The 26,220-nt window shown below is 69.9% G+C and carries 22 protein-coding genes; 14 read left to right on the top strand and 8 right to left on the bottom strand.

The features are described from left to right. Positions 1–189: 189 nt before the first annotated feature. The 5 genes from BKK81_RS24300 to BKK81_RS24280 all read left to right on the top strand — a co-directional run bounded on the left by BKK81_RS24300 (position 190) and on the right by BKK81_RS24280 (position 4,926). Positions 190–1,053, top strand: a complete 864-nt coding sequence (locus BKK81_RS24300; RefSeq protein ID WP_071018392.1) for a branched-chain amino acid ABC transporter permease — start codon at positions 190–192, stop codon at positions 1,051–1,053. A 13-nt stretch (positions 1,054–1,066) separates the two neighbouring features. Beyond that, positions 1,067–2,092, top strand: a complete 1,026-nt coding sequence (locus tag BKK81_RS24295; RefSeq protein ID WP_071018390.1) for a branched-chain amino acid ABC transporter permease — start codon at positions 1,067–1,069, stop codon at positions 2,090–2,092. After that, positions 2,085–2,849 (top strand): ABC transporter ATP-binding protein, encoded by a 765-nt coding sequence (locus tag BKK81_RS24290; RefSeq protein WP_071018388.1) that lies wholly within the window; start codon positions 2,085–2,087, stop codon positions 2,847–2,849. The genes BKK81_RS24295 and BKK81_RS24290 overlap by 8 nt, the downstream gene beginning before the upstream one ends. After that, the gene (locus BKK81_RS24285) at positions 2,836–3,543 is read left to right on the top strand and encodes an ABC transporter ATP-binding protein (RefSeq protein ID WP_071018386.1); all 708 of its coding nucleotides are present in this window, start codon (positions 2,836–2,838) and stop codon (positions 3,541–3,543) included. Before BKK81_RS24290 ends, BKK81_RS24285 begins: the two co-directional genes overlap by 14 nt. A 210-nt stretch (positions 3,544–3,753) precedes the next feature. After that, the gene (locus tag BKK81_RS24280) at positions 3,754–4,926 is read left to right on the top strand and encodes an ABC transporter substrate-binding protein (RefSeq protein WP_071018384.1); all 1,173 of its coding nucleotides are present in this window, start codon (positions 3,754–3,756) and stop codon (positions 4,924–4,926) included. 79 nt (positions 4,927–5,005) lie between these two features. Here BKK81_RS24280 and BKK81_RS35615 read toward each other — a convergent pair whose 3' ends face one another. Both BKK81_RS35615 and BKK81_RS24270 read right to left on the bottom strand, forming a co-directional pair. After that, positions 5,006–7,627: a DUF6600 domain-containing protein gene (locus tag BKK81_RS35615; RefSeq protein WP_156811433.1), complete on the bottom strand. Its 2,622-nt coding sequence runs from the start codon at positions 7,625–7,627 to the stop codon at positions 5,006–5,008. A 261-nt stretch (positions 7,628–7,888) separates the two neighbouring features. Further along, positions 7,889–9,214 (bottom strand): putative bifunctional diguanylate cyclase/phosphodiesterase, encoded by a 1,326-nt coding sequence (locus BKK81_RS24270; protein ID WP_071018381.1) that lies wholly within the window; start codon positions 9,212–9,214, stop codon positions 7,889–7,891. A 288-nt stretch (positions 9,215–9,502) separates the two neighbouring features. On the opposite strand from BKK81_RS24270, the gene BKK81_RS24265 reads away from it, so the two are divergent. The 8 genes from BKK81_RS24265 (at position 9,503) to BKK81_RS24230 (ending at position 18,865) form a co-directional block, all read left to right on the top strand. Then, on the top strand, positions 9,503–11,122 hold the full coding sequence (locus BKK81_RS24265; RefSeq protein ID WP_071018379.1) for a methyl-accepting chemotaxis protein: 1,620 nt from the start codon (positions 9,503–9,505) through the stop codon (positions 11,120–11,122). 17 nt (positions 11,123–11,139) lie between these two features. Then, positions 11,140–11,607 (top strand): chemotaxis protein CheW, encoded by a 468-nt coding sequence (locus BKK81_RS24260; RefSeq protein ID WP_071018378.1) that lies wholly within the window; start codon positions 11,140–11,142, stop codon positions 11,605–11,607. Positions 11,608–11,621: 14 nt separating this feature from the next. Further along, positions 11,622–12,908: a CheR family methyltransferase gene (locus BKK81_RS24255; protein WP_071018376.1), complete on the top strand. Its 1,287-nt coding sequence runs from the start codon at positions 11,622–11,624 to the stop codon at positions 12,906–12,908. Beyond that, complete coding sequence (locus BKK81_RS24250) at positions 12,901–13,596, top strand: chemotaxis protein CheW (protein ID WP_071022193.1); 696 nt, start codon at positions 12,901–12,903, stop codon at positions 13,594–13,596. The genes BKK81_RS24255 and BKK81_RS24250 overlap by 8 nt, the downstream gene beginning before the upstream one ends. Beyond that, complete coding sequence (locus BKK81_RS24245; RefSeq protein WP_071018374.1) at positions 13,593–15,962, top strand: hybrid sensor histidine kinase/response regulator; 2,370 nt, start codon at positions 13,593–13,595, stop codon at positions 15,960–15,962. The genes BKK81_RS24250 and BKK81_RS24245 overlap by 4 nt, the downstream gene beginning before the upstream one ends. Then, a complete protein-coding gene (locus BKK81_RS24240) occupies positions 15,962–16,993 on the top strand; it encodes a chemotaxis response regulator protein-glutamate methylesterase (RefSeq protein ID WP_071022191.1) in 1,032 nt (343 codons plus the stop codon). Before BKK81_RS24245 ends, BKK81_RS24240 begins: the two co-directional genes overlap by 1 nt. A gap of 65 nt (positions 16,994–17,058) precedes the next feature. Beyond that, positions 17,059–18,069 carry a response regulator gene (locus tag BKK81_RS24235; RefSeq protein WP_197524048.1) on the top strand — a complete coding sequence of 337 codons (1,011 nt, stop codon included), beginning with the start codon at positions 17,059–17,061 and terminating at the stop codon, positions 18,067–18,069. A 259-nt stretch (positions 18,070–18,328) separates the two neighbouring features. Continuing rightward, positions 18,329–18,865: a dihydrofolate reductase family protein gene (locus BKK81_RS24230; RefSeq protein WP_071018372.1), complete on the top strand. Its 537-nt coding sequence runs from the start codon at positions 18,329–18,331 to the stop codon at positions 18,863–18,865. Positions 18,866–18,985: 120 nt separating this feature from the next. Here BKK81_RS24230 and BKK81_RS24225 read toward each other — a convergent pair whose 3' ends face one another. From BKK81_RS24225 to BKK81_RS24210, 4 genes are all read right to left on the bottom strand, one after another. After that, positions 18,986–19,312 carry a helix-turn-helix transcriptional regulator gene (locus tag BKK81_RS24225; RefSeq protein WP_071018370.1) on the bottom strand — a complete coding sequence of 109 codons (327 nt, stop codon included), beginning with the start codon at positions 19,310–19,312 and terminating at the stop codon, positions 18,986–18,988. Positions 19,313–19,591: 279 nt separating this feature from the next. Continuing rightward, positions 19,592–21,094: a tripartite tricarboxylate transporter permease gene (locus BKK81_RS24220; RefSeq protein WP_071018368.1), complete on the bottom strand. Its 1,503-nt coding sequence runs from the start codon at positions 21,092–21,094 to the stop codon at positions 19,592–19,594. 12 nt (positions 21,095–21,106) lie between these two features. Then, positions 21,107–21,568 (bottom strand): tripartite tricarboxylate transporter TctB family protein, encoded by a 462-nt coding sequence (locus BKK81_RS24215; RefSeq protein ID WP_071018366.1) that lies wholly within the window; start codon positions 21,566–21,568, stop codon positions 21,107–21,109. Between the two features lie 524 nt (positions 21,569–22,092). After that, positions 22,093–23,511, bottom strand: coding sequence for an MATE family efflux transporter (locus BKK81_RS24210; RefSeq protein WP_071018363.1), 1,419 nt, complete (start codon positions 23,509–23,511; stop codon positions 22,093–22,095). Between the two features lie 289 nt (positions 23,512–23,800). Here BKK81_RS24210 and BKK81_RS24205 point away from each other — a divergent pair, with 289 nt between their 5' ends. Further along, the gene (locus BKK81_RS24205) at positions 23,801–24,313 is read left to right on the top strand and encodes a MarR family winged helix-turn-helix transcriptional regulator (RefSeq protein ID WP_071022186.1); all 513 of its coding nucleotides are present in this window, start codon (positions 23,801–23,803) and stop codon (positions 24,311–24,313) included. Positions 24,314–24,364: 51 nt separating this feature from the next. Here the strand turns inward: BKK81_RS24205 and BKK81_RS24200 are convergent, their stop codons facing one another. After that, positions 24,365–25,327, bottom strand: coding sequence for a tripartite tricarboxylate transporter substrate binding protein (locus BKK81_RS24200; RefSeq protein WP_071018361.1), 963 nt, complete (start codon positions 25,325–25,327; stop codon positions 24,365–24,367). A gap of 82 nt (positions 25,328–25,409) precedes the next feature. Further along, the gene (locus tag BKK81_RS24195; RefSeq protein WP_071018360.1) at positions 25,410–26,147 is read right to left on the bottom strand and encodes an enoyl-CoA hydratase/isomerase family protein; all 738 of its coding nucleotides are present in this window, start codon (positions 26,145–26,147) and stop codon (positions 25,410–25,412) included. Positions 26,148–26,220: the final 73 nt, after the last annotated feature.

Genomic DNA, 26,220 nt, shown 5'->3' with positions numbered 1-26,220 from the left:
GCCGGTCCACGCCGCCGGGCCGCCAACTTCAGGAGACAAGAGATGCACCACACCTTATCCGCCACCGCGCCGCCACGCCGCTAGCGCTCGACGCCTTGGCGGCGCACCTGCCGCCCACCCTGCTTCGCCGCGTCCGGGCCCGCACGGCCCGTGCGTGCCTTCGTTCGCGATTCGAAAATAGGCAAGTCTGTGGCACTGTTCCTTCAGCAATTCCTCAATGGCCTGACGCTCGGGGGCGTCTACAGCCTGGTGGCGCTGGGCCTGACCCTGGTCTACGGCATCCTGCATGTTCCCAACTTCGCGCACGGCGCCTTCTACATGGCCGGCGCCTACGTGTCCTATTACGCCATGACGGCGCTCGGCTGGAACTACTGGCTGGCCATGGCGGGCGCGGCGCTGGCCGTGGCGCTGCTGTCGATGCTGGCCGACCGGCTGGTGTTCCATCCGCTGCGCAATGCGCCGGAGCTGCACGACATGATCGCCGCGATCGGCATCATGCTGTTCCTCGAGGCCGGCGCGCAGGCGCTGTGGGGCGCCGACTTCCAGCGCATGCCCACGCCCTACGGCCAGCTCGTCGACCTGTTCGGCCTGACCGCGCCGGCACAGCGCCTGCTGATCATCGTGGCGGCCTTCGCGCTGATGGTGCTGCTGCACCTGTTCCTGACCCGCACCGTGACCGGCGCCACCATCATGGCGATGGCGCAGAACCGCGAGGGCGCGGCGCTGGTCGGCATCGACGCCACCCGGGTGACGCTGCTGGTGTTCGCCATCTCGGGTGCGCTGGCGGCCATCGCGGCCACGCTGTACGCGCCCATCAACCTGGTCTACCCGAGCATGGGCAACCTCGTCATCACCAAGGCCTTCGTCATCATCATCCTCGGCGGCATGGGCAGTTTCCCGGGCGCCATCGCCGGCGGCCTGATCATCGGCATGGCTGAGAGCTTCGGCGGCTTCTACGTGTCGACCGATTACAAGGACATCATCGCCTTCGTGCTGCTGGTGGCCATCCTGTCGGTGCGCCCGCAGGGCCTGTTCGCCGCCAAGACCGCATAAGGAGCCGGAAGCCATGAACGCATTGCAAGGCAAGACGGGCTGGGCGCTGCTGCTGGCACTGGCGGTGGCCTTTCCGCTGGTCGCCTCCAACAGTTACTTCCACACCGTGATGACGCTGGCCTACATCTACGCCATCGCCACCCTCGGCCTGAACCTGATCACCGGCTACACCGGCCAGCTCAACCTGGCGCATGGCGGCTTCATGGCCATCGGCGCCTACACGCTGGGCATCCTCACGGTCGACCACCAGGTGCCGTTCTGGACCGCGTTCGCGCTGTCCGGCGTGGTCTGCATGGTCATCGGCTACTTCGTCGGCCTGGTGTCGCTGCGGCTGCGCGGGCACTACTTCTCGATCTTCACGCTGTGCGTCGGCTACATCATCTACCTGCTGATCGAGAAGTGGGAAAGCCTGACGCACGGCACCGTGGGCCTGATCGGCATCCCGGTGCCGGCGGCCATCGGGCCGCTGCAGTTCGACAGCGTGCTGGCGCAGTACTACCTGGTGCTGGCCTTCCTGGTGCTGGGCACCTGGCTGATGCACCGCATCGTCAGCTCGCTGCTGGGACGCAGCTTCCTGGCCGTGCGCAACAGCGAGGCGCTGGCCGAAGCGCTGGGCGTCAACCTGATGCGCACCAAGGTGCTGTCCTTCGTGCTGTCGGTCGGCTATGCGGGCTTCGCCGGCGCGCTGTATGCGGGCCAGGTGCGCTTCCTCGGCCCGGACATCGCCCGCACCGACCTCACCTTCGACATGGTGATGGCCATGCTGGTGGGCGGCACCGGCACCTTGCTGGGACCGCTGCTGGGCTCGGTGCTGGTGCCGTGGGTGACGCAGACGCTGCAGTTCCTGCAGGACTACCGCATGCTGGTGTTCGGCCCGGTGCTGATCCTGCTGATCATCTTCGTCCCGGACGGCATCGTCGGCTCCTGGCTCAAGCGCCAGGCGCGCCGCGAGGCCGCCATGCGCCGCACCGCACGGCAACCGGGCACGGCCCAGGCCGCCCGCGCCGCCAGCCCCACCGCCGGAGCCGACCATGCTTGAGATCCGCAACCTGACCAAGAAATTCGGCGGCCTGACCGCCGTGCACGATGTGTCGGTCAAATTCGAGGCCGGCCACATCAATGCCATCATCGGCCCCAACGGCGCCGGCAAGACCACCTTCTTCAACCTGATTGCCGGCACGCATGCGCCCAGCTCGGGCCAGATCCTGCTGCGCGGCAGGGACGTGGCCGGCCTGCGCGCCGACCAGATCGCGCGCCTGGGCGTGGCCCGCACCTTCCAGGCCACGCACCTGTTCGACCGCGCCTCCGTGCTGGACAACCTGATCGTGGGCCACCGGCTGCGCACGCGCTCCGGACTGGCCGACGTCATCTTCAACACGCGCCGCCTGCGCGAGGAAGAGCGACTGTGCCGCGCCAAGGCCGAGGAGGCACTCGACTTCGTCGGGCTCTCCCACCTGGCGCACGAAGTGGCGGCGGACATCACGCAGGAACAGCGCAAGCGCGTCGCCTTTGCGCTGGCGCTGGCCACCGACCCGGAACTGCTGCTGCTCGACGAACCGGCCGGCGGCGTCAATCCGGAGGAGACCGTGGGCCTGGCCGAACTGATCCGCAAGATGGTGCGCCATGGCAAGACCGTCTGCCTGATCGAACACAAGATGGACATGATCATGCGCATGGCCGACAAGATCATGGTGCTGAACTACGGCGAGAAGATCGCCGAGGGAACGCCCGCGCAGATCCAGCAGGATCCGCTCGTCATCGAGGCCTACCTGGGAGCCGACCATGTTGCAGCTTGAGCGCGTCTCGCTTTCCTACGGCAGCTTCCGCGCCCTCGACAACATCAACCTGCACGCCGGCGCCGGCGAGCTGGTGGTGCTGCTGGGCGCCAACGGCGCCGGCAAGAGCTCGATCTTCCTGGCCCTGAGCGGCATCCACCGCACCAGCGGCGGCAGCATGCGCTTCGACGGCCGCGAGCTCGGCGGCATGAAGCCGTCGCAGATCGTGCAGGCCGGCCTGGTGCACTGCCCCGAGGGACGCAAGCTGTTCCCCGCCATGAGCGTGGAGAAGAACCTGGTGCTGGGCGCCTACGTGCACCGCGGCGACCGCGCCGGCAGCCAGCGCACGCTGGAAGAGGTCTACCAGATGTTCCCCATCCTGCGCGAGAAGCGTCACCAGGCCGCCGGCTCGCTGTCCGGCGGGCAGCAGCAGATGGTGGCGCTGGGCCGCGCGCTGATGGGCCGCCCGCGCGCGCTGCTGCTCGACGAGCCCTCGCTCGGCCTGGCGCCGCTGGTGGTCAAGCAGATGTTCGAGGTGATCCAGCGCATCAACCGCGCCGGCACCACGGTGCTGCTGGCCGAGCAGAACGCCTACGCGGCACTGGGCATCGCGCACCGTGCCTACGTGATCGAAGGCGGGCGCATCGTCATGGAAGGCGACCGCGACACCCTGCTCAAGGACGAAGGCATCCGCAAGGCGTACATCGGCGGGTGAGCGATGCAAGCGGGCCGAGGGTGTCATCCTCGCAGCCCCGACCAGCGGGCGCCGGCCCTCTCCCCCGGCCCCTCTCCCGCAAGCGGTAGAAGGGAGCACACCGGCAGCACTCCACGGACCCGGCTACCCGCCCTGCTCCCTGGGCACAGCAACACGATGAACAAGCAAGCCATACCCGAGCAATACGCAACGACAACAGGAGACAGCCTCATGCAGCAAAAGACGATCCGCCGCATCTTCCCGCTGGCCGCCACCGCCATGGCCGCCCTGCTCGCCTCGGGCGCCGCGCTGGCGCAGGAAGTGGTCAAGCTGGGCTACACGGGCCCGCTTTCCGGCGGCGCCGCCCTGTACGGCAAGAACGTGCTGTCCGGTATCCAGATGGCCGTGGACGAGATCAACGCCAAGGGCCTGGAGGTGGGCGGCAAGAAGGTCAAGCTCGAGGTGGTGTCGCTGGACGACAAGTACTCGCCGGCGGACGCCGCCATCAACGCGCGCCGGCTGGTGCAGCAGTACAAGACGCCTGCCGTGTTCGTACCGCACTCGGGCGGCATCTTCGCGCTGCAGGCTTTCAACGAGCAGGAGAAGTTCCTGGTGATGGCCTACTCCAGCGTGCCGCGCATCACCGACGTGGGCAACAAGCTGACCATCCGCATCCCGCCGGCCTATACCGGCTATATCGAGCCGTTCATCAAGGCGGAGATGAAGCGCTTCGGCAAGAACGTCGCGCTGGCGCCGGCCGACCACGACTACGCCAAGGCCTGGGTGCAGGCCTTCGTGCCGGCGTGGGAGGCCGCGGGCGGCAAGGTGGTGGCCAACAATCCGATGTCCTATACCAAGGCCACCGACTTCTACAGCGGCGTGTCGCGCGTGCTGGCCGACAAACCCGACGTGATGTTCGTCGGCGGCCCTTCCGAGCCCACCGCGCTGGTGGTCAAGCAGGCGCGTGAGCTGGGTTTCAAGGGCGGCTTCATCGTGATGGACCAGGCCAAGCTCGACGAGATGGCCAAGGTCACCAACGGCCTGGCCATGCTGGAAGGCTCGATCGGCGTGCTGCCGCTGGTCAACGATGCGCGTCCGGCGGCGCAGGCATTCAACGGCCGCTACAAGAAACTGCATGACGGCAAGGATGCCACCACCGAGATGTCGTTGAACTACACCATGGTGTACGCACTGGCCGGCGCCATGAAGCTGGCCGGCACCACCTCGGACGCCACGGCCATCCGCGCCAAGCTGCCCGATGCGGTGAAGACCATGGCCAAGGATGCCAACCCCAACGAGGTGGAGGGCATCGACGCCAAGGGCGGCACGGTGGCCGACACCATCGTCGGCGTGGTGCAGGGCGGCAAGATCGCCCAGGTGCGCCTGTCCGAACTGGGCAAGTAAGCCGGCACCGGGAAAGCCTGCGGCGTGCGGCGGGACACTCCCGCCGCGCGCCGCTTGCCTTGGGGCCCTCCGCCCAGGACTAGCGCTGCGGTTGCTGTTGTTGCAGCTGTTGCTGTTGCTGCTGCTCTCGCTGGCGCCGCTGCGCGTCCTGCTGCTGGCGCTGCTGTTCCTGCATCTGCTGCTGTTGCCGCTGTTGCTGCTGTTGCTGTTCCTGCATCTGCCGCTGCTGCTGGAACTGCTGGCGCTGCTGCTCGGCCTGCTGGCGCTGTTGCTCCTGCGCCTGCCGCTGCTGGTCAGCCTGGCGACGCTGCATCTCCTGCATCTGCCGCTGCTGTTCCTGCATCTGCCGTTGCTGCTGCTCCTGCATCTGGCGTTGCTGGTCTGCCTGCCGGCGCTGCTGCTCCTGCATCTGCCGCTGCTGCTCGGCCTGCTGGCGCTGCAGCTCCTGCGCCTGCCGCTGCTGGTCAGCCTGGCGGCGTTGCATCTCCTGCTGCTGGCGCTGCTGTTCCTGCATCTGCCGCTGCTGGTCCGCCTGCTGCCGCTGCTGGTCGGCCTGGTGGCGCTGCGTTTCCTGCTGCAGGCGCTGCTGCTCCTGCATCTGGCGCTGCTGGTCCGCCTGCTGCCGCTGCTGGTCGGCCTGGTGGCGTTGCGCCTCCTGCTGCTGGCGCTGCTGCTCCTGCACCTGGCGCTGCTGGTCCGCCTGCTGCCGCTGCTGGTCGGCCTGGTGGCGTTGCGCCTCCTGCTGCAGGCGCTGCTGCTCCTGCATCTGGCGCTGCTGGTCGGCCTGCTGCCGCTGCTGGTCGGCCTGGTGGCGTTGCGCCTCCTGCTGCAGGCGCTGCTGCTCCTGCACCTGGCGCTGCTGGTCCACCTGCTGCCGCTGCTGGTCGGCCTGATGGCGTTGCATTTCCTGCTGCAGGCGCTGCTGCTCCTGCACCTGGCGCTGCTGGTCCGCCTGCTGCCGCTGCATCTCCTGCTGCTGGCGCTGCGGCGTCTCGAACGGTTGAGCCGGCCCCGCGCGTCCCGGCTGCGTGCCCGGCATCGGTGCGCCAGGCATGCCCGGTCCGCCGCGCGGGAACTCCTGCGATCCGCGCGCTGGCGGCACCGCCAGCGGCTGGCGCGGCGGCTGCGCGCCGATCGCCGGCACCTGGGCGCGCGGCGGCTGCCCCGCGCGGCTGAGGCGCAGGCCGGGCCCGGGTGCGGCGGACAGGGCCGGCACCGGCGCCGCGTGCAGCGCCGCGCCCGCGCCGGGCACGGTCGCGCCCTCCCTGGCGAAGCGGCCGGCCAGTTCGTCCGGCGGGCGGCGCGCCGGCGCGCGCAGTGCCACCACCGGGCGGGACCAGGCGCCGGCCGGCGGCGGTGCGTGCCGCGCCGCGGCTGCGCCGGCCAGGCTGGCCTGCACCGGCGCCAGCAGCGGCGCGCCTTGCCCCTCGCCGGCCGGCAGGTGGCGCCAGTCGCCGCGCCGGGCACCGTGTGCCACCGGGCGGCCCTGGACGAAGGCGGCAGCGCTCATCACGCTGATCGCACCGGGCACCAGCCGGTTCGGCACGGCGCCGGGCGCCGGCGCGCCGAAGGGCCGCCCCCCGCCGCCGGCGACGTTCACATTGACGTTGACATTGACGCGGGCCACATAGGCCGGGCTGGCCCGGTAGACCGGACGATAGGGCTCGGCCGGCCCGAGCGGATACCAGGCGACGCCAGGCCCGGCGGCAGCAGCGGCGCCGACGAAGGCCACCAGCGCCGGCGCATAGCAGGGATGAGAGACCCGCGGCCCGGGCACCCAGCCCCAGCGGTGGCCGATGAAGGCCCAGCGGCCATAGTGGAAGGGGGCGAAACCCCAAGGCTCGCTATCCACCCAGGTCCATCCCCACGGCGCGATCCAGACCCAGTTGCCGCTGCTGTAAGGCACCCAGTCTGCCGCCACCACATTGGGGTACCAGACCGCGCCGTAGCCCTGGTCCTGCTCCCAGGCGCCGTAGGCGTCGAGTTCCTGGTAGCCCGGCATCTCCGGCGAGACATAGCGGGCCGAGCGTGAAGCGTCTTCGCGTGCATCGCGTGCCAGCGTCCAGCGGTCGAAATCGTCCTCCGGGCCATACGGCACCGGCCCGGCATCGGCGAGGTCGGTGCCGCCGAGGCGGATGCGCTCGCCGGCGGCCAGCGCCAGCGAGCGGGTGTCGCCATACAGCTCGGCGCGGCCGCGCCGTACCGTGACCATGGTGGTGGAGCCATCGGCGGCGACGTCGAGGCGGTAGTCGCCGGGTTCGGCCGGCACCAGCGCCAGGTTGGGCGTATCGATCTCGACCGACTGGCCGGCCGGCAGCGCGCGCACGCGCAACTGCAGGGTGCCCTGCGTGAGGCGCACCTGCGCCATGGTGTCGTCCAGGTTGAGCACGCCGATGGCGGTGCCGCCGCCGAGCCGCAGCGCGGTCGAGCCGATATGCAGTTCGGTGCGCCCGGCGGGATCCACCCAGAGGCTGTCGCCGGTGCTGATGGGTCGGTTGGGGCTGGCCTGCACCCAGGCATCCGAACCCGCCGGCGCCAGGCTCAGGCCACCGGACCGCTCGGTCACGGTAGCGACGCGCGCGGGAGGATCGGCCTGCTGCGCGCGTGCCGGCGCGTGGGCGGCCAGGAGCAGGGCCGTGGCCAGCATGGCCGCGCGCAAGGTCGCCTGGACAGCGCGCCGGGAAAGCGGAAGGGTATGCATGATCGGTGTGCCGGCGGGGCCCGAAGCCCGCCGTCCTGTACGGAGCCTATACCGTGGAACGCGCCGCCGCCGTTTGCGCGCACGTGATTTTGTAAGCAGATCTGTCTCCCGCCGGGCATGCCGGCGGCGTGCCGGAAAGCGGGGATTCAGAAGGAATCCAGAAGGAATCCAGAAGGAATTCGGGGGGATCCGGACGGAATTCGGAGGGGAAAGGCGGGCCGGAGCGAGCACGGGCACGCCCCGGGGCGTGCCCTGTCCGGGTCAGCCGGTCTGGCTGCGGATGTACTCGGTCAGCCGCTCCGCCGACATGGGGCGGCCATAGAGGTAGCCCTGGGCCTCGTAGCAGCCGTTGGCGAGCAGGAAGTCGCGCTGCTCGGCGGTCTCCACCCCTTCGGCCACCACGCCGATGCGCAGGCTGGCGCCGACGTCGATCAGCGAATGGACGATGGCGGCGTCCACGGGGTCCTGCGTGACGTTGCGGATGAAGCTCTGGTCGATCTTGAGCCGGTCGACCGGGAACGACTTCAGGAAGCTCAACGACGCATAGCCGGTGCCGAAGTCGTCGCAGGTCAGGGTCACGCCGTCGCGCCGCAGCGCCTGCAGCTGGTCGGAGATCTCGTCGCCCTGCTGCAGGGCGATGGTCTCGGTGATCTCCAGTTCCAGCCGCTCGGGCGCGAGCTGCAGCTCGCGCAGGACATGGCGCACCTCGGTCAGCAGCCGGCTCTCGGCCAGTTGTGCGGCGAACAGGTTGATGGCCACGCGTGGCGCATTGGCGAAACCCAGCGTCCACACCCGGGCCTGGGCACAGGCGGTATGCAGCAGCCACATGCCGACATCGCCGGCGACGTTGCTGGCGGCCAGCGCGTCGATGAAGCTGGCCGGCTGCAGCAGGCCCAGGGTCGGGTGGCGCCAGCGCATCAGCGCCTCGGCGCCGACCACGCGCCCGTCGCGCAGGTCGACCTGGGGCTGGTAGAGCAGTTCGAACTGGCGCTGCGCATAGGCTTCGCGCAAGGCCTGCACCAGCGACAGGCGCGTCGCCACGTCGGTGCGCATCTGCGGCTTGAAGAAACGGATGGTGCGGCCGCCGTCCCGCTTGGCCCGGCCGAGCGCCAGGCTGGCCGAGGCCAGCACCTCGGACACGTCGTTGCCGGCGGCGGGTACCACGCAGGCGCCGACGCTGGCCAGCACATGGTGGCGGCGGCCCTCGACCTCATGGAATTCGGACAGCAGGGACAGGATGGCGGCGCTGATATGGCGCACCAGGGTCGGGTCGGAGATCGAGGGCAGCAGCACGCCGAACTCGTCGCCGCCCACGCGGCCCAGCTCGGCGTCGCGCGGCGAGGCATCGCGCAGGCGGCGCGCCACCTGGCGCAGGATGGCATCCCCCTCGCCGAAGCCGTGCATGTCGTTGAAGGCGCGGAAGTCGTCGATGCCGATCAGCAGCAATGCGCAGCGGGGCACCGCCTCCTGTGTCAGGCGTGCCTCCAGCCGCTTCAAGAATGCCTGGCGCGAGGGTATCCCCGTGAGCGGATCCACGTCCGCATCCGGCGAGGCACCGGTCGCCTTGGCCTCCGACCTGGCCACCATTCCAGCCTTGTAGGTGATTATCGACATCGTTCGGATCTAGCTATTTGGCTAGTGTGACGAAAACTTGGAAAAAATCAAGCGCCCCGCATCGCTTTTGCTGCGGCGCAATAGTACAAGCCGCCATCCCATCGCCGGCATTGAAATGGCCTGGACGTTACAGTACCCTACGCCGCACAACTGCGCCGGCGGCCCGGCCGCGCCCGACCCAAGCCCGCCCGCGGCCCGGCCGCCGGCGGGCTGTCGCCGTCCCGCCCGACGCAGAACCAAGCCGCTACCGGAAACCGCACCGTGAACCACTGGACCATCCGTACCCGCATCCTGGCCAGCTTCTCCTTCATCCTGCTGGTGATGCTGCTGATGAGCGTCGTCGCCTACAACCGCCTCACCGCCATCGACCACGAGGCGGTACAGATGCAGCGCGACGCGCTGCCGGGGCTGAACTACAGTACCGGCCTGCGCGGCGTCTGGGGCGAACTCTACGTGCTCGGCTGGGAAACCGTGAGCGCGGCCAGCGACAGCCAGCGCCAGCAGTTCCAGGAGCAGACGCGCGACGCCCTGCAGCGCCTGGACAAGCTGCAGCAGCAGTACGAATCGACCATGTTCCGCGACGACGACCGCGCCCGCTTCGCCGCCTATACGGCGGCACGGGCGCGCTATGAGGAGGCCGCGCGCGCCTTTGCCACGCCCGACGCGTGGAAGGGCGCGGCCCCGGCCGAGGCGGCGCTGCGCGGGCCGGCGCACGAGCGCTGGACCGAGGCGCGCAAGGTGGTGCAGGAGATGGTCGACGACAACAACGCGGTCGCCAACCGCGCCTCCGGCGCCATCGTCGGCGCGGTCGATGCGGCCAAGACCAGCATCGAGGTCGCGCTGGTGGTGGCGGTGCTGGCCGCCATCGTCTGCGGCTACCTGCTGCTGCGCGCCATCACGGTGCCGATGCAGTCCATCGTCTCGCTGCTGGGGGGCATCCGCGGCGGCGACCTGCGCCTGCGCATGGCGCTGCGGCGCCATGACGAGTTCCTCGCCGTCGAGGAGGGCTTCAACCAGATGTCGGGCGAGCTGACCGGCCTGGTCAGCCAGGCCCAGCGTTCGGCCATCCAGGTCACCACCTCGGTCAACGAGATCGCCGCCACCGCGCGCCAGCAGCAGGCGACGGCGACGGAAACCGCCGCCACCACCACCGAGATCGGCGCCACCTCGCGCGAGATCTCCGCCACCTCGCGCGACCTGGTGCGCACCATGTCCGAGGTGTCCGGCGCCGCCGAGCAGACCGCCGGCCTGGCCGGCACCGGCCAGGCCGGCCTGTCGCGCATGGAGGCCACCATGCAGCACGTGATGGACGCGGCCGGCTCGGTCAACGCCAAGCTGGCCACACTCAACGAGAAGGCCGGCAACATCAACCAGATGGTGACCACCATCGCCAAGGTCGCCGACCAGACCAACCTGCTGTCGCTGAACGCCGCCATCGAGGCCGAGAAGGCCGGCGAATACGGCCGCGGCTTCTCGGTGGTCGCCACCGAGATCCGGCGCCTGGCCGACCAGACCGCGGTGGCTACCTACGATATCGAGCAGATGGTGCGCGAGATCCAGTCGGCGGTGGCGGCCGGCGTGATGGGCATGGACAAGTTCTCCGAAGAAGTCCGGCGCGGCATGTCGGAAGTGACCCAGGTTGGCGACCAGCTGTCGCAGATCATCGGCCAGGTGCAGTCGCTGGCGCCGCGCGTGCAGATGGTCAGTGAGGGCATGCAGGCCCAGGCCAACGGCGCCGAGCAGATCAACCAGGCGCTGATGCAGCTGTCCGAAGCCGCGCAGCAGACCGTGGAATCGCTGCGCCAGTCGGGCCAGGCCATCGACGAGTTGACACTGGTGTCCAACGAACTGCGCGCCGGCGTCTCGCGCTTCAAGGTGTAAGCCCCGCCGAGGCCGCCATGAAGCTCTTCCTGCTGTTCGGCATCGGCGCCGACCGCTATGCACTCGATGCCGGCGAGGTGATCGAGGTGCTGCCGCTGACGGCGCTCAAGCAGATCCCCGGTGCGCCCGCCTGGGTCAGCGGTCTGCTGACGCACCGCGGCGGCCCGGTGCCGGTGATCGACCTGAGCGCGCTCGCCACCGGCGCGCCGGCGGCCGCGCGCACCAGCACGCGCACGGTGCTGGTGCACTACCGCCGCGCGGGCGAGACGCAGGTGCATTGCCTGGGCCTGCGCCTGGAACGCGCCACCGAGACCCTGCGCTGCGATCCCGCCGAGTTCGTCGACGGCGGCATCGCCGCGGGCGAAGCGCGCTACCTGGGCCCGGTCCGGGCCGATGCGGGCGGGCTGGTGCAATGGGTCCGGGTCGACGCGCTGCTGCCTGCGGCCGTCCACGCCCTGCTGTTCGCGGCGGCGGAGGCATCATGAACCGCCTCGCCCCCATGAGCCTGCCGGCCCAGATCGCGGCGCTGCTCAAGCAGCGCACCGGGCTGGATGCCGAAGCCCTCGGGCCCGGCGCCATCGCGCGCGCCGTGCAACAGCGCCTGGATGCCATCAATGAAACCGATCACCAGGCCTACTGGCTCAGGCTGCACGGCGAAACGGAAGAGTTCCAGGCACTGATCGAGGCCGTCGTGGTGCCCGAGACCTGGTTCTTCCGCCATCGCGAAGCGTTGCACGCGCTCAGCCGCTTCGCCGTGCAGCGGCTGCGCGGCATCGATCGTCCGCTGCGCCTGCTCAGCCTGCCCTGCTCCACCGGCGAGGAGCCCTATTCGATCGTCATGGCGCTGCTCGACAGCGGCGTTCCCGCCCACCGCTTCCAGGTCGAAGCCGTCGACATCAGCGCGCTGGCGCTCGAGCACGCGCGCGGCGGCCGCTATCGCGACCATGCCTTCCGCAGCGGACCGCTGGACTTCCGCGACCGCTATTTCCGCCGCGCGGCGGGCAGCTACCAGCTGGACGAGCGCGTACGGGCCCGCGTGCGGCTGCGCCGCGGCAACCTGCTGGAGCCCGGCCTGCTCGACGGCGAGGCGCCGTTCGACTTCGTCTTCTGCCGCAACCTGCTGATCTACTTCGACCCCGCCACCCAGCGCCAGGCCGTGGCCGCGCTCGCACGCCTGACGCATCCGGACGGCATGGTCTTCGTCGGCCCGGCCGAGGCCAGCCTGATGACCGCACGCGGCTTCCACTCGGCCAAGGTGCCGCTGGCCTTTGCCTTCCACCCGCCCGGCCATGCCGCCGCGCAGGCGCCGGCCGTGGCGTCGCGGCCGGCGCCGATGCCGGTGCCGCCACGCCCGCCGGCACGCCAGGCCGCCCCCCTGGCGCGCCGGATCCAGCCTGCGCCGCGCGCCGCCGACACCTCCGCCTCCCCTCCGGTCCACCCGCCCTCCGGCCGCGCCACCGATGCCGGCAGCGCGCAAGCGCTGGCCCGCATCGCAGCGATGGCCGACGGCGGCGCATTGGAAGCCGCGACGCGGGCCTGCGAGGATTGGCTGCGCGCCCACGGCGACAACGCCGATGCCCACTGCCTGCACGGCATCCTGCAGGATGCCGGCAGGCTGCCGGCGCTGGCGCGCGAGTCGTATCGCAAAGCCTTGTACCTCGACCCCACGCACGAGGAGGCGCTGCACCACATGGCCGCGCTGCTCGAAAGCGAAGGCGATGCGCAAGGCGCGCTGCGCCTGCGCCAGCGCGCCGAGCGCCATGCACGGGACCGACGCCATGCTTGAAGCCGGCCTGCCCCCACCTTCCGCCGAGCCAGCCATCGACGCCTGCTGGCGCCGCATCGGCGTGCGCGGCGACGGCAGCTGCGAGCGGCTTGCCGGCTTCGTCCACTGCCGTAACTGCCCGGTGTACGCGCAGGCCGCGGTCGCGCTGCTGGACACCATGGTGGCCGGTACCTCGCCGTCCGCCGGCGCGCCGGCGGGCGCGCCCCGCGCGACGCAACAGCCCGGGACGGAACACGGACCGGCGCTGTCCTGCCTGGTGTTCCGCGCCGGGCAGGAATGGCTGGCGCTGCCGGCCACCGCCCTCGGTGAGATCACCACGCCCTGTCCCATCCATTCCCTGCCCCACCGCCGCCACGCCGCCGTGCTGGGCGTGGCCGGCGTGCGCGGGCAACTGCTGGCCTGCATCAGCCTGGCCACGCTGCTGGGAGGCCAGGCCGCGGCGCAGGACGGCGCCGCGCCGGGCACGCGCGTGCTGGTGCTCGGCCAGGGCCGCGCCGCCATCGCCCTGCCGGTGGACGAAGTGGCCGGTGTGGAGCGCTTCGCGCAGGATCGCGTGCTGCCGCTGCCCACCACGCTCTCGCGCGTCGCCCTGCCCTACCTGCAGGGGGTGCTGCACAGCGGCGGACGCCACGTCGGCCTGCTGGATCCCGACCGCCTGCGCCAGGCCCTGCTGGAGATCCTCGCATGAATCCCGAGCAACTCCGCGATGCTTCGCTGCTGGAGCTGTTCGCGCTCGAAGCGGAAGCGCAGACCGCCGTGCTCAACGACGGGCTGCTGGCGCTGGAGCGCGATCCCGGGGCCGCCCGCCAGCTCGAGGCCTGCATGCGCGCCGCGCACTCGCTCAAGGGCGCGGCACGCATCGTCGGCCTGGAAGAGGCCGTGCGCGTGGCCCATGCGATGGAGGACTGCCTGGTCGCCGCCCAGCAGGGCAGCCTGCGCCTGAGCGCAGCCCACATCGACGCGCTGCTGGAGGGCACCGACCTGCTGCAGCGGATCGGCCAGCCCGGCACGGCACCGCACGAGCAGGTGTCACGCATCGAGCCCTTGCTGGCACAGCTCGAGGCGCTGCTGGCCGCGCCACAGGCGCCGGCGGCGAAACCGTCGGCGGGCGTCCCCGCGCCGGAGGCCGTCGCTGCCGAGGCCCGCGCCTTGAGCCCGGCCGTGACGGAACCGGACCTGTTAGCGGAGGCCATGGCCGCGCTATCGATGCCGGACTTCGGATCGCTATCCTCCCTGTCCGCGCCGGCCACGCCAAACGCATCGGACACGCCGACCGCGCCGGCGCCGCAGGCGGATGGCCGCGAGCGCGTGCTGCGCGTCAACGCCGAAACGCTCAACCAGCTGCTGGCCATGGCCGCCGAAGGCATGGTGGAATCGAACGGCCTGCGGCAATTCGGCGACGCCATGCAGCAGATGCGCCGCCTGCAGATGCGCGCCACGCGCGCGCTCGACACGGCCCGCGCCGGGCTGTCCACCGAAACGGCGGACCAGCGCGGCCTGGCCGCGCTGGCCGAAGCTCAGGACCTGCTGGCCGGCATGCATCGCCAGTTCGCCGAGCACCTGGCCGGCTTCGAGCAGTACGACCACCGCGCCGGTCGGCTGTCGCGCCGCTTGTACGACACGGCGCTGGCGTGCCGCATGCGGCCGCTGTCCGACGCCATCGCCGGCCACACCCGCATGGTGCGCGACCTGGGCCGGACCCTGGGCAAGCAGGTGCGGCTCGAACTGAGCGGGGCGCAGACGCAGGTGGACCGCGACATCCTGGAGCAGCTCGACGCCCCGCTGGCCCACTTGCTGCGCAACGCCGCCGATCACGGCATCGAGCCTCCTGCGCAGCGCGTGGCGCAGGGCAAGCCGGCGGAGGGATGCATCACGCTGCACGCGCGGCACAACGCCGGCCGGCTGATCATCGAGATCGCCGACGACGGCGCCGGCGTGGACCTGGAGCGCCTGCGCAGCGCCATCGTGCGGCGCGGGCTGGCGAGCGAGCAGACCGCCGGCAGGCTGTCGCAGGGTGAGCTGCTCGAATTCCTGCTGCTGCCGGGCTTCAGCATGCGCGACACCGTGTCGGAGATCTCGGGCCGCGGGGTCGGGCTGGACGCCGTGCAGGAAATGATCCGCCAGGTCCACGGCAGCCTGCGCCTGTCGCAGCGCAGCGGCGAAGGCATGCAGATCCACCTGGAGCTGCCCTTGACGCTGTCGGTGGTGCGCGCGCTGCTGGTGGAGGTCGACGGCGAAGCCTATGCCTTTCCGCTCGGGCGCGTGCAGCGGGCCACGTCGGTGCCGCGCGATGCCATCGAGCAGCTCGAGGGCCGCCAGCATTTCCACTTCCGCTTCGCGCAGCGCCAGGTCGGCCTGGTCGAGGCGGCCCAGGTGCTGCAGCGCCCCGTCGGCGCGGCCGTGCGCGATGAAGTGCCGGTGGTGGTGATCGGCGAACACGAACACACCTACGGCATCGCCGTCGACCGCCTGCTCGGCGAGCGCACGCTGGTCGTGCAACCGCTGGCCGAGGCGCTGGGCAAGGTCAAGGATATCGCCGCGGGCAGCCTGACCGACGACGGCACGCCGGTGCTGATCTTCGACATCGACGACCTGCTGCGTTCGGTCGAGCGGCTGGTGGCCGAGGGCGGCGTCGCGCGCGCCCGGCAAGCCGGCACCGAAGCGGAAACCCTGCGGCGCCGGCGCGTGCTGGTGGTCGACGACTCGCTCACGGTGCGCGAGCTGGAGCGCAAGCTGCTGGCCGGGCGGGGCTATGATGTCGGGGTGGCGGTCGACGGCATGGACGGCTGGAACATGCTGCGCGCAGAGTCCTTCGACCTGGTCATCACCGACATCGACATGCCGCGCATGGACGGCATCGAGCTGGTCACCAGGATGAAGCAGGACGCCGCGCTGCGGCCGATCCCGGTCATGGTGGTGTCATACAAGGACCGCGAGCAGGACCGCCGCCGCGGCCTGGAGGCCGGTGCGGATTACTATCTGGCCAAGGGCAGCTTCCACGACACAGCGCTGCTGGACGCGGTGCGGGACCTGATAGGCGAGGCGCGCGCATGATGAAGATCGGTATCGTCAACGACTCACCCGCCGCCGTGGCCGCGCTGCGCCGCGCGCTCGCGCAGGATGCGTCGCTGACGCTTGCCTGGGTGGCGGCCGATGGCGCCGAGGGCGTCAGCCGGGCCGCGCGCGACACGCCCGACCTGATCCTGATGGACCTGTTGATGCCGGTCATGGACGGCGTCGAGGCCACGCGGCGCATCATGGCGGCGACTCCCTGCCCCATCGTGGTGGTCACCACCGACGTCGAGCGCAACACGCGCCTGGTCTTCGACGCCATGGGCCATGGCGCCATCGATGCGGTCGACACCCCCACCCTGGTCGAGCCCGACGCGCAGCGCGCTGCGGCTCCGCTCTTGCGCAAGATCCGCACGGTGGCGAGCCTGGTGGGCGGGCAGAGCCGGCAGCCGGCGGCCGCGCCGGAGACGCCGCGACGCTCCACCACCCAGCGCCTGGTGGCAATCGGCGCCTCGGCCGGCGGCCCGGCGGCGCTGGCCACCCTGCTGGGCGCGCTGCCGGCGGAATTCCCGGCGGCGATCGTGGTCGTACAGCACGTCGACGAGGCCTTTGCGGCCGGCATGGCAGCCTGGCTGGACGAGCAATGCCGGCTGCCGGTCAGGCTGGCGCTGGACGGCGAGGCGCCGCGGCCGGGCACCGTGCTGCTGGCCGGCACCAACGACCACCTGCGGCTCACCTGCGCGACGCAGATGGTCTACACGGAGCAACCGAAAGACTGCCTCTACCGGCCGTCGATCGATGTGTTCTTCGACAGCGTGGCGACCCACTGGGCCGGCGACGCGACGGGCGTGCTGCTGACCGGCATGGGCCGGGACGGCGCGATCGGGCTGAAGGCCATGCGCGAGCGCGGCTTCCTGACCATCGCGCAGGACCAGGCTTCCAGCGCTGTCTACGGCATGCCCAAGGCCGCGGCGGCGCTCGGCGCCGCCCGCGAGATCCTGCCCCTGGAAAGGATCGCCGCGCGTCTGCAGAGCGTGGGCGGCGGGGCGATGTTCGGCAAGCAACCGGGGTAGCACGGCGGTCCCTGCCGGCCGGCACGACGCCAGCGGGGCCCGTCCAGCGATATTGAGGAAGTGAGATGGCAACACAAGGTGAATTCGGCACCGGCGGCGGCAACCAGTACGACTACCAGGCCATGGTGTTGCTGGTCGACGACCAGGCGATGGTGGGAGAAGCGGTGCGGCGCGCTCTGGCGGGCGAGCCCGACATCGACTTCCACTACTGCGCGCAACCCGCCGAGGCCATCGGCGTGGCGGAACTGACGCGCCCCACCGTGATCCTGCAGGACCTGGTGATGCCCGGCGTGGACGGCCTGACCCTGGTCCGACGTTACCGCAACAATCCTGCCACGCGCGACATCCCCATCATCGTGCTGTCGACGAAGGAGGAGGCGCAGATGAAGAGCGCAGCCTTCTCGGCAGGCGCCAACGACTACCTGGTCAAGTTGCCTGACAGCATCGAGCTGGTGGCACGCATCCGCTACCACTCGCGCTCCTACCTGAACCTGCTGCAACGCGACGAGGCCTACCGCGCCCTGCGGCAGAGCCAGCAGCAGTTGCTGGAGATCAATCTCGAACTGCAGCGCCTGACCAATTCGGACGGTCTCACCGGCCTGTCCAACCGGCGCTACTTCGACGAGTACCTGAACGCCGAATGGCGGCGGGCGCAGCGCGAGCAGAGCCAGCTTGCGCTGCTGATGATCGACGTCGATGCCTTCAAGGCCTACAACGACACCTACGGCCACGTGGCCGGAGACGAAGTGCTGCGGCGCGTAGCCAGCGTGATCCGCGAGAACTGCGCGCGGCCGGCCGACCTGCCGGCCCGCTTCGGCGGCGAGGAATTCGCCATGATCCTGCCGGCCACCTCGCCGGGCGGCGCGCGCCTGCTCGGCGAGAAGGTGCGACGCGCGATCGAGGCGCTGCAGGTGCCGCACGAAGGTTCGCCGACCTCGCCGTGGCTCACGGTCAGCATCGGCGGCGCGGTGATCGTGCCGGCGCCGGACCAGGTCTTCAGCCGCCTTGTCGAACTGGCCGACACCGGCCTCTACCAGGCCAAGCGCAACGGGCGCAACCAGGTGCTGATGGCGTGAGGCGTGAGGGGCCAGGTGGTATCGGGGCCGCCGGGATCCTCGCCAGCCTCGGCAAGGCAGCCCCCATCCGGGGAAAATCCGCCTCGGAATGGACCGCACACTACGCCACGGGTATTGCTTTCGCGATGCTTCCGCCGGGCATCCAGGGCACCGCGTGGCTGTACGCATCAGTCTTTGCACCGCCCCTTGCACCAGCGGTCGCAGCCGGCTGGATCCGCGGTCATAATCGGCTATCCAGGCACCACGGACTTCATCGACAATGATCACAGGACACGTCTTTATCGCCACCAGCCTCGACGGCTTCATCGCGCGGACCGATGGCGACATCGGCTGGCTGCTGGAACGGGATGATCCGGCGGAAGACCATGGTTATCCGGCCTTCATCGCCGACAAGGACGCGATCGTCATGGGCCGGGGCTGCTACGAGAAAGTCCTCACGATGGGCGAATGGGCCTACGACAGGCCCGTGCTCGTGCTGTCGCGGCAATTGGCCGGCAAGCCAGTACCGGATAGCTTGCAGGGAAAGGTGCGCTTCTCGGACAGCACGCCCGCGCAAGCGATGGCGCAACTGGAGGCCGCCGGCGCGCGCCGCGTGTACGTCGATGGCGGCCGCCTGGTCCAGTCGTTCCTGCGCGATGGCTTGATCGCCGACCTGGTCATCACCACGGTGCCGGTATTGATCGGGGCAGGCAGGCCACTGTTCGGCGCCCTGCCGCGCGACGTGAGCCTGGCACTGGAATCGAGCCGGCGCTTTCCTTCCGGCCTGGTGCAGTCGACCTATCGCGTGCTGGCCTGATCCGCGGCGATGTGGTGAAGAGGCATGGGGCTGGCGCATCCGGCGCCGCGATCGGCGCTGCCTCGGCGGGCGCAGCGTGACAGCGCAGTCATCGCCCGTTCGTCGCCCGTTCGTCGCCCGTCAGCCGCCGTCTTCCCGGCCCTGGCCCGGCGAGGGCTCGTTGCCGCGCTCCGACTGCAGGATGTCCAGGTGCGCGAGATAGCGGTCGAGCTCGGCGCGGCCTTGCTCGGTGATGCAGTAGACCCGGCCGCTGCCTTCGACCAGTTCGGCCGTGATGGCCCTGGCGATCATCAGGCTGCGCAGGATGGGCCGCAGCGAGCGGATATTCTTGTCGATGCCGTGCTCGCGCAGGCGGTCCACCAGGTTCAGCACGGTCGCGGGCCGTGCCTTGACGAACTTCAGGATGTAGAGGCGCGAAACGAATCGGTCGAGTGTGGGTGTCTTCATGGGCACTGGCCCCGCGCCGCCGGCAGGCCGCCAGCAGGCACGGGAGGAAATGACATCAGGCTCAGGCCATGACTGCTGCTCCGGCAGTCGGCGGCTTCTCCATCATCGGCGCGGGCGCTGCCCGCATGCCGGGACCCGCTCGGGCCCCTGGGTCGGTCGATCCGCGCCGCGGTGCGCGCGGGCGGTCATGCAAAAAAAAACGGGGTGCCCCAAGAGCACCCCGAGTACCACTTCATCTTGCGCGCGCCGGCCGGATGGCCGGCGCCTGGTCGTGGGGCGTCACTCTTCCTGGAACGCTTCCTCGCGCTTGGCCTTGATCGAGGGCAGCGCCACCACGGCAACCAGCGCGGCCGCGGCGATCAGCAGGCCGAGCGACAGCGGGCGGGTGACGAACACGCTGAACTCGCCGCGCGACAGCAGCAGGGAACGGCGGAAGTTCTCTTCCATCATCGGCCCCAGCACGAAGCCCAGCAGCAGCGGTGCCGGCTCGCACTTCAGCTTCAGGAACAGGTAGCCGATCACGCCGAAGCCAGCCGCCATGAAGACGTCGAAGGTCTGGTTGTTGACCGAATACACGCCGATGCCGCAGAACACCAGGATGGCGGGGTAGAGGAAGCGGTACGGCACGGTCAGCAGCTTCACCCAGACGCCGATCATCGGCAGGTTCAGGATGATCAGCATCAGGTTGCCGATCCACATCGAGGCGATCAGGCCCCAGAACAGCGCGGGGTTGCTGGTCATCACCTGCGGGCCCGGCTGGATGTTGTGGATGGTCATCGCGCCCACCATCAGCGCCATCACCGCGTTGGGCGGGATGCCCAGCGTCAGCAGCGGGATGAAGGAGGTCTGCGCCGCGGCGTTGTTGGCCGATTCCGGACCTGCCACGCCTTCGATCGCGCCCTTGCCGAATTCGTGCGCGTACTTGGAGGTCTTCTTCTCCAGCGAGTACGCCGCGAACGAGGCCAGTGCCGCGCCGCCGCCCGGCAGGATGCCCAGCGCCGAACCCAGGAAGGTGCCACGCAGCACCGCCGGGATCATGCGGCGGAAGTCTTCCTTGGTCGGCCACAGGTTGGTCACGTGGTCGGTGAAGGTCTCGCGGGCTTCCTTCTGCTCCAGGTTCGCGATGATTTCCGCGAAGCCGAACATACCCATGGCCAGCGCGACGAAGTCGATACCGTCGGTCAGTTCGGGGATGTCGAAGGAGAAGCGCGCGGCGCCCGAGTTCACGTCGGTACCGATCAGGCCCAGCAGCAGGCCCAGCACGATCATCGCCACCGCCTTCGGCAGCGAGCCCGACGCCAGCACCACGGCACCGATCAGGCCCAGCACCATCAGCGAGAAGTACTCGGCGGGACCGAACTTGAAAGCCAGTTCCGACAGCGGCGTGGCGAAGGCGGCCAGGATCAGCGTGGCCACGCAGCCGGCGAAGAACGAGCCCAGGCCGGCGGTGGCCAGCGCCACCCCGGCGCGGCCGCGCCGTGCCATCTGGTAGCCGTCGATGGTGGTCACCACCGAGGACGATTCACCGGGCAGGTTGACCAGGATGGCGGTGGTCGAGCCGCCGTACTGGGCGCCGTAGTAGATGCCGGCCAGCATGATCAGCGCGGCCACCGGCGGCAGCGTGTAGGTCACCGGCAGCAGCATGGCGATGGTGGCCAGCGGCCCCAGGCCCGGCAGCACGCCGATCAGGGTGCCCAGCACGCAGCCCAGGAAGGCATAGGCCAGGTTCTGCAGCGACAATGCCGTGGAGAAGCCCAGGGCAAGGTGTTCGAACAATTCCATGGGACCGACTCCTTAACCGGTGATGAAGGCAGGCCACACCGGCATCTGCAGATTGATGCCGTACACGAAGGCGCCGAGGCTGATCAGCACCAGCACCACGCCATTGAGGAGCGCGCCCTTCCAGCTGAATTCATGGCTGGCCATCGACGACACCAGCACCAGCACGAACACCGACAGCACCATGCCGAGCGGCTTGAGCAGCAGGCCGAACAGCACCACCGAACCCAGGATCCACAGCAGGGTCTTCAGGTCCCAGCGCGCCAGGTGGTCTTGCTCGCCCTTGCTCGACAGCGAGCCGATCAGGACCAGCGCGCCCAGCAGGGCGAGCACCAGCCCGAGCAGGAATGGAAAGTAACCGGGTCCCATCTTCGCCGCCGTTCCCATGGAATAGCCGCGTGCGACCCAGGAAAAGCTCAAACCGACCAGAATGAACATCAGGCCGGAGGCAAAGTCCTTTTGGCTGCGTATGCGCAAAACGATTCTCCTCGAAGTACACGAAATGCATCTGCCGCACATCTCTGTTGCTGCCCGGCAGTCCCCCCTCAGCGTCGGTACATTGACCCCATCCGCCCGAGAATGGGTGCAACGTTAGATAGGTGTGCTTTCATCCGCCTTTCAGTTGTCTTGAACTAGGGGTATTCACCGATGCGCTGCCTGCACGCGCGCCGCGCGTGCCGATGCGTCGCGATCCCAGCCACGTCAAGCGAATCCGGCCGTTTGCGGTCAACATGTCTGAGGGAAAGGACATCGAGGCGGCGCCTGTCTGTCTGCTCGCTTCCGGAGACGAAACAGCACGCCCTTACAAAGAGCTTTCATTTCAGGCTTCAGCCAGAGGGGACGGCGCAGGCCATATCCGCGGCGATGCGGATGAAAGCCATCCGAAAGGAAGACCCGCCCTGCACAGGCGGCACGGCCGGCGGCGATGATCGATGCCCGCAGTGGCGGAAACCGGCGGCAGGCGCCGCCGGAAAACAACGGGGCATGCACCCCGCGCGCGGCTAGCTGCGCGGATTGGCGCGCACGCCGGCCGGCACCGCGGCCGGCACACTGCCGGCTGCCAGCATGTGGCTGGCGCGCCAGGTGCCACGCAGGTAGTAGAGCGTCGCCAGCGTCACCGACACCACCGAGCCCACCGGGAAGCTCCACCAGATCGCGCCCGCGCCGAAGGGCCCCGAGAGCACGCTGGCGAACGGCAGCCGTACCAGCCACATCGACACGAAGAGGATGACCAGCGGTGCCATCACCGCCCCGGTGGCACGCACCGTGCCGAACAGCACGATGGTGAAGCCGAACAGGATGAAAGACCACAGCACGACGGCATTGATGTGCTGCGCGATCTCGATGGCCTCGCCGTCGCCCGGCAGGAACAGGCCCAGTGCATGGCGGTTGAATACGTAGATCAGCACCACCAGCGCCCCCGTCATGGCGAGGTTGAAGGCCAGCCCGGTGCGCGTGATGCTGTTGACGCGGTGCCACAGCCCCGCACCGACGTTCTGCGCCACCATCGACGACACGCTCGCGCCTACCGCCAGCGCCGGCATCTGCACGTAGGTCCACAGCTGCGACGCCACACCGTAGGCCGCCGTGGTCTGCGAGCCGTGGCGGTTCACCAGCGACATCATCACCAGCGCCGATGACGAGATCACCACCATCTGCATGCCCATCGGCAAGCCCTTGACTACCAGCGAACGCAGGATGGCGAGATCGGGCCACAGCAGCGACAGCTCGCTGCGTGGCAGCCAGAGGAAGTGGCGGCGGCGGCGCAGCAGCGCCAGCATGGCCACCAGGCTGGTGGACTGCGCGATCAGCGTCGCCAGCGCCGAGCCGGCGATGCCCAGCGCCGGCACCGGTCCGGCGCCGAAGATCAGCAAGGGGTTGAGCGCCACGTCGAGGCCGACGGACAACAGCATGAACCAGAACGGCGTGCGCGAATCGCCCGCGCCGCGCAGCGTCATCATCACGAAGTTGTAGAAGTACATGAAGGGCAGCGCGACGAAGATGATGCGCAGGTAGGCGATGGCGAACGGCGCCGCGTCGGCCGGTGTGCCCATGGCCAGCAGGATCTCCGGCGTGAAGACGTAGCCGAAGGCCGACGCCGCCACCGACAGCAGCACGAAGAAGGTGGTGCTGGTGCCCACCACCCGCCGCGCCTGCGCGATATCGCGCGCGCCCACCGCCTGCCCCACCAGGATGGTGTTGGCCATGCTGACGCCGAACACCACGCCGAGCAGGAAGAACAGGATGATGTTGGCGTTGGACGTGGCGGTCAGCGCCGCTTCGCCGAGGAAATGGCCCACCCAGATCGAATTGATCGAAGCATTGAGCGACTGCAGGATGTTGCTGCCCAGCACGGGCAGCGAAAACAACAGCAAGGTCCGTGCGATGGGACCGGTGGTGAATTGCGCCTTGTTCTTCATCTTGGCCTGTCGGGTCGGCTGGTGACTGGTGGCTCGGCAAAGCACCATCTTCGTGCGAGTCGGCCGATTCTGGCAAGCGCCGGGAGCGGCAGCGCCATTCAGGGTGCCCGCGCCGCCGATCGCTGCGATAATGTCAGGCCACGAACAACTTGCCATCCCGACCATGCGCAGCGCAAGCCAGGGCCCCCGCAAACGCCCCCAAGCCGCCCAGGCGCCCCGGGCCGAGGAGCGCGCGGCGGCCACGCCGCCTGCCGGCGCCGCCGGCGACCCCGCGGCCGACGCCCGCCAGTTGGCGCACCGCCCGGTGCCGCGCGCCGGAGAGGGCAAGCGCGGCGAAGCCGGCCACCTGGGCTACCTGCTGCGCCAGGCCAGCGCCGGCAACCGCCTGCGCATGGAGCGCGCGCTGTCCGACCTCGGCGTCACTTCGCCGCAATTCGTCGTGCTGACCATGGCCGGCGCCTATCCTGGCCTGTCGGGTGCCGACGTCGCCAGGCTGGCCCTGCTGACGCCGCAGACCGTCAGCGTGATCGTCGCCAACCTGGAGAAGGCCGGCGCCATCGCGCGCCGGCCTCACCCCGTGCACGGACGTATCCAGGCCATCGCCCTGACCGCCGCCGGGGAAGCCCTGCTGGCACGCTGCCGCGAACGCGTGATGGTCAACGAGGCGCGCCTGCGCGCCACCCTGTCGCCAGAGGAAGAGGCGGTGGTACGGCGCTGGCTGGCAAGCCTGGCGCTGGATGCGGATGACGCGGACGCTGCGGCGGACGCAGATAAAGCGGGCGACGCAGGAAGCGGCGGCTGAAACACATCGCGCCCTTTCGCGCCGACGGCCCGCGCGCGCCCCTGCCGCCCCCTACTCCAGCCGGATATTGCCGGCGCGGATCAACTGCTGGTAGAAGGCATCGTCCTTGAGCAGTTGCCGGCTGAACTCGGCCGGCCCCTGGAAGGACGGGTACTGGCTGAAACGGATCAGCAGGCCTTTCATGTCGGGCGCGGACATCACCCGTCCGGCCGCCGCGGCATAGCGCTCGACCACCGCCTGCGGCGTAGCGCGCGGCGCATAGAGCGCAAACCAGCTCGGCAGCGCCAGGTCGAGATCCTGTTCATGCAAGGTCGGCACGTCGGGCAGCTCCGGATGCCGCTCGGTGCCGGTCACCGCCAGCGCCTTGAGCCGGCCGGCCTTGATCTGCGGCAGCGCGACGCTGTCGTAGATCACGTCGATACGCCCCGCCAGCAGATCGTTCATCGCCTCGGCCGAGCCCTTGTAGGGCACATGCAGCATGTTCACGCCGGTCTTCATGCCGACCACGGCGCCCTGCAGGTGGGTGATGGTGGCCAGGCCGGCGGAGCCGTACGACACCTTGCCCTCGTGCGCCTTGGCGTAGGCGATGAACTCGCGCATGTCCTTGGCGGGCAGGTCGCGCCGCGCCGTGACGATGCCGATCGAAGACGACAGCTTGGCCACCGGCACGAAATCCTTCAGCGGGTCGTAGGGAACGGCGCGCAGGTGAGGCGTGATCACGTGCACGGCGGTAGGCGCCAGCAGCAAGGTACTGCCGTCCGGCGGCGCGTTGGCCACCGACTGCGCGCCGATGGTGCCGCCCGCGCCGACCTTGTTCTCCACCACGAAGGGCGTGCCCAGCTCGCGGTTCATGCGTTCGGCAAACAGCCGTGCCAGCGTATCGGCATTGCCACCGGCGGGGTAAGGGACCACCAGCCGCACCGGCCCCTTGTAGTCGGCCAGCGCGGCCGGTGCCGCCGCACAGCCCGCCACCAGCGCCAGGGCGGCGGCCAGCGCCCTGAAGGTTCGCGTCATGTTCCCGGTCTCCTGCGCGCGGCGCCGGCCGGCATGCGCCGGGCCCCGCCGCCGTTGTCATCCGCCCCTGCGCCGCCGGCGCTCAGCGCCCCTGGTACTGCGCGCGGCGCTTCTCGCGGAAGGCGCGCATGCCTTCCTGCGTATCCTCGCTCTCGCGCACCGCGGACAGCTCGCGCACGGCATCCGCCATCAGCTCGGAAGGGCCCTTCGGCATCACCGTCTGCGCGACGAAGCGCTTGAGCGTGGCCAGCACCAGCGGTGCCGAGCGCGACAGCTCGTCGGCCATCTTCAGCGCGGCTTCCACCTGGCCGCCGACCGGCACGATGTCATTGACCAGGCCCACCTCGCGCGCGCGCTGCGCATCCACGGTGCGCCCGAGCAGCATCAGCTCCATGGCGACCTTGTGCGGCACCCGTGCCGCCAGCCCCGCGATCATGCCGCCGGTGAAACCGAGGCGCGCCTCCGGGTAGGAAAAACGCGTGTTGTCCGCAGCCACCGCCAGGTCGCACATCATGTGGAGCACCAGCGCCCCGCCCACCACCCAGCCTGCGGTGGCGGCAATGATGGGCTTGTCGGTGACGAAGCCCGAGCCCGGGATGCAGCGCCACAGTTCCGGCAGGTTGCCGACATCGGCGCCGGCCGAGAAGGCCTCGTTGCCGGCGCCGGTGATGACCGCCACGCGCTGCGCGGACGCGTGGAACTCGCGGAAGCCCTGCTGCAGCAGCTCGGCCGTCTCCTTGCAGATGACGTTGCGCTTCTCGGGGCGGTTCAGGGTGAACAGCGTGACCTTGCCATGCTGTTCAATGGTGACGACGCTCATGCTCTTTGTCTCCTTGTCCGATGTTGTCCTTGCCGGCAAGCTTCCGGCAGCCTCGCGGCGACCCGCTGCCGCG

Origin of the sequence: Cupriavidus sp. USMAHM13, assembly GCF_001854285.1 — a bacterium.
In the GTDB taxonomy this organism is placed as follows: domain Bacteria; phylum Pseudomonadota; class Gammaproteobacteria; order Burkholderiales; family Burkholderiaceae; genus Cupriavidus; species Cupriavidus malaysiensis.
The sequence above is the reverse complement of the archived record's forward strand: the minus strand, read 5'-3'. Positions and strand labels throughout refer to the sequence as shown.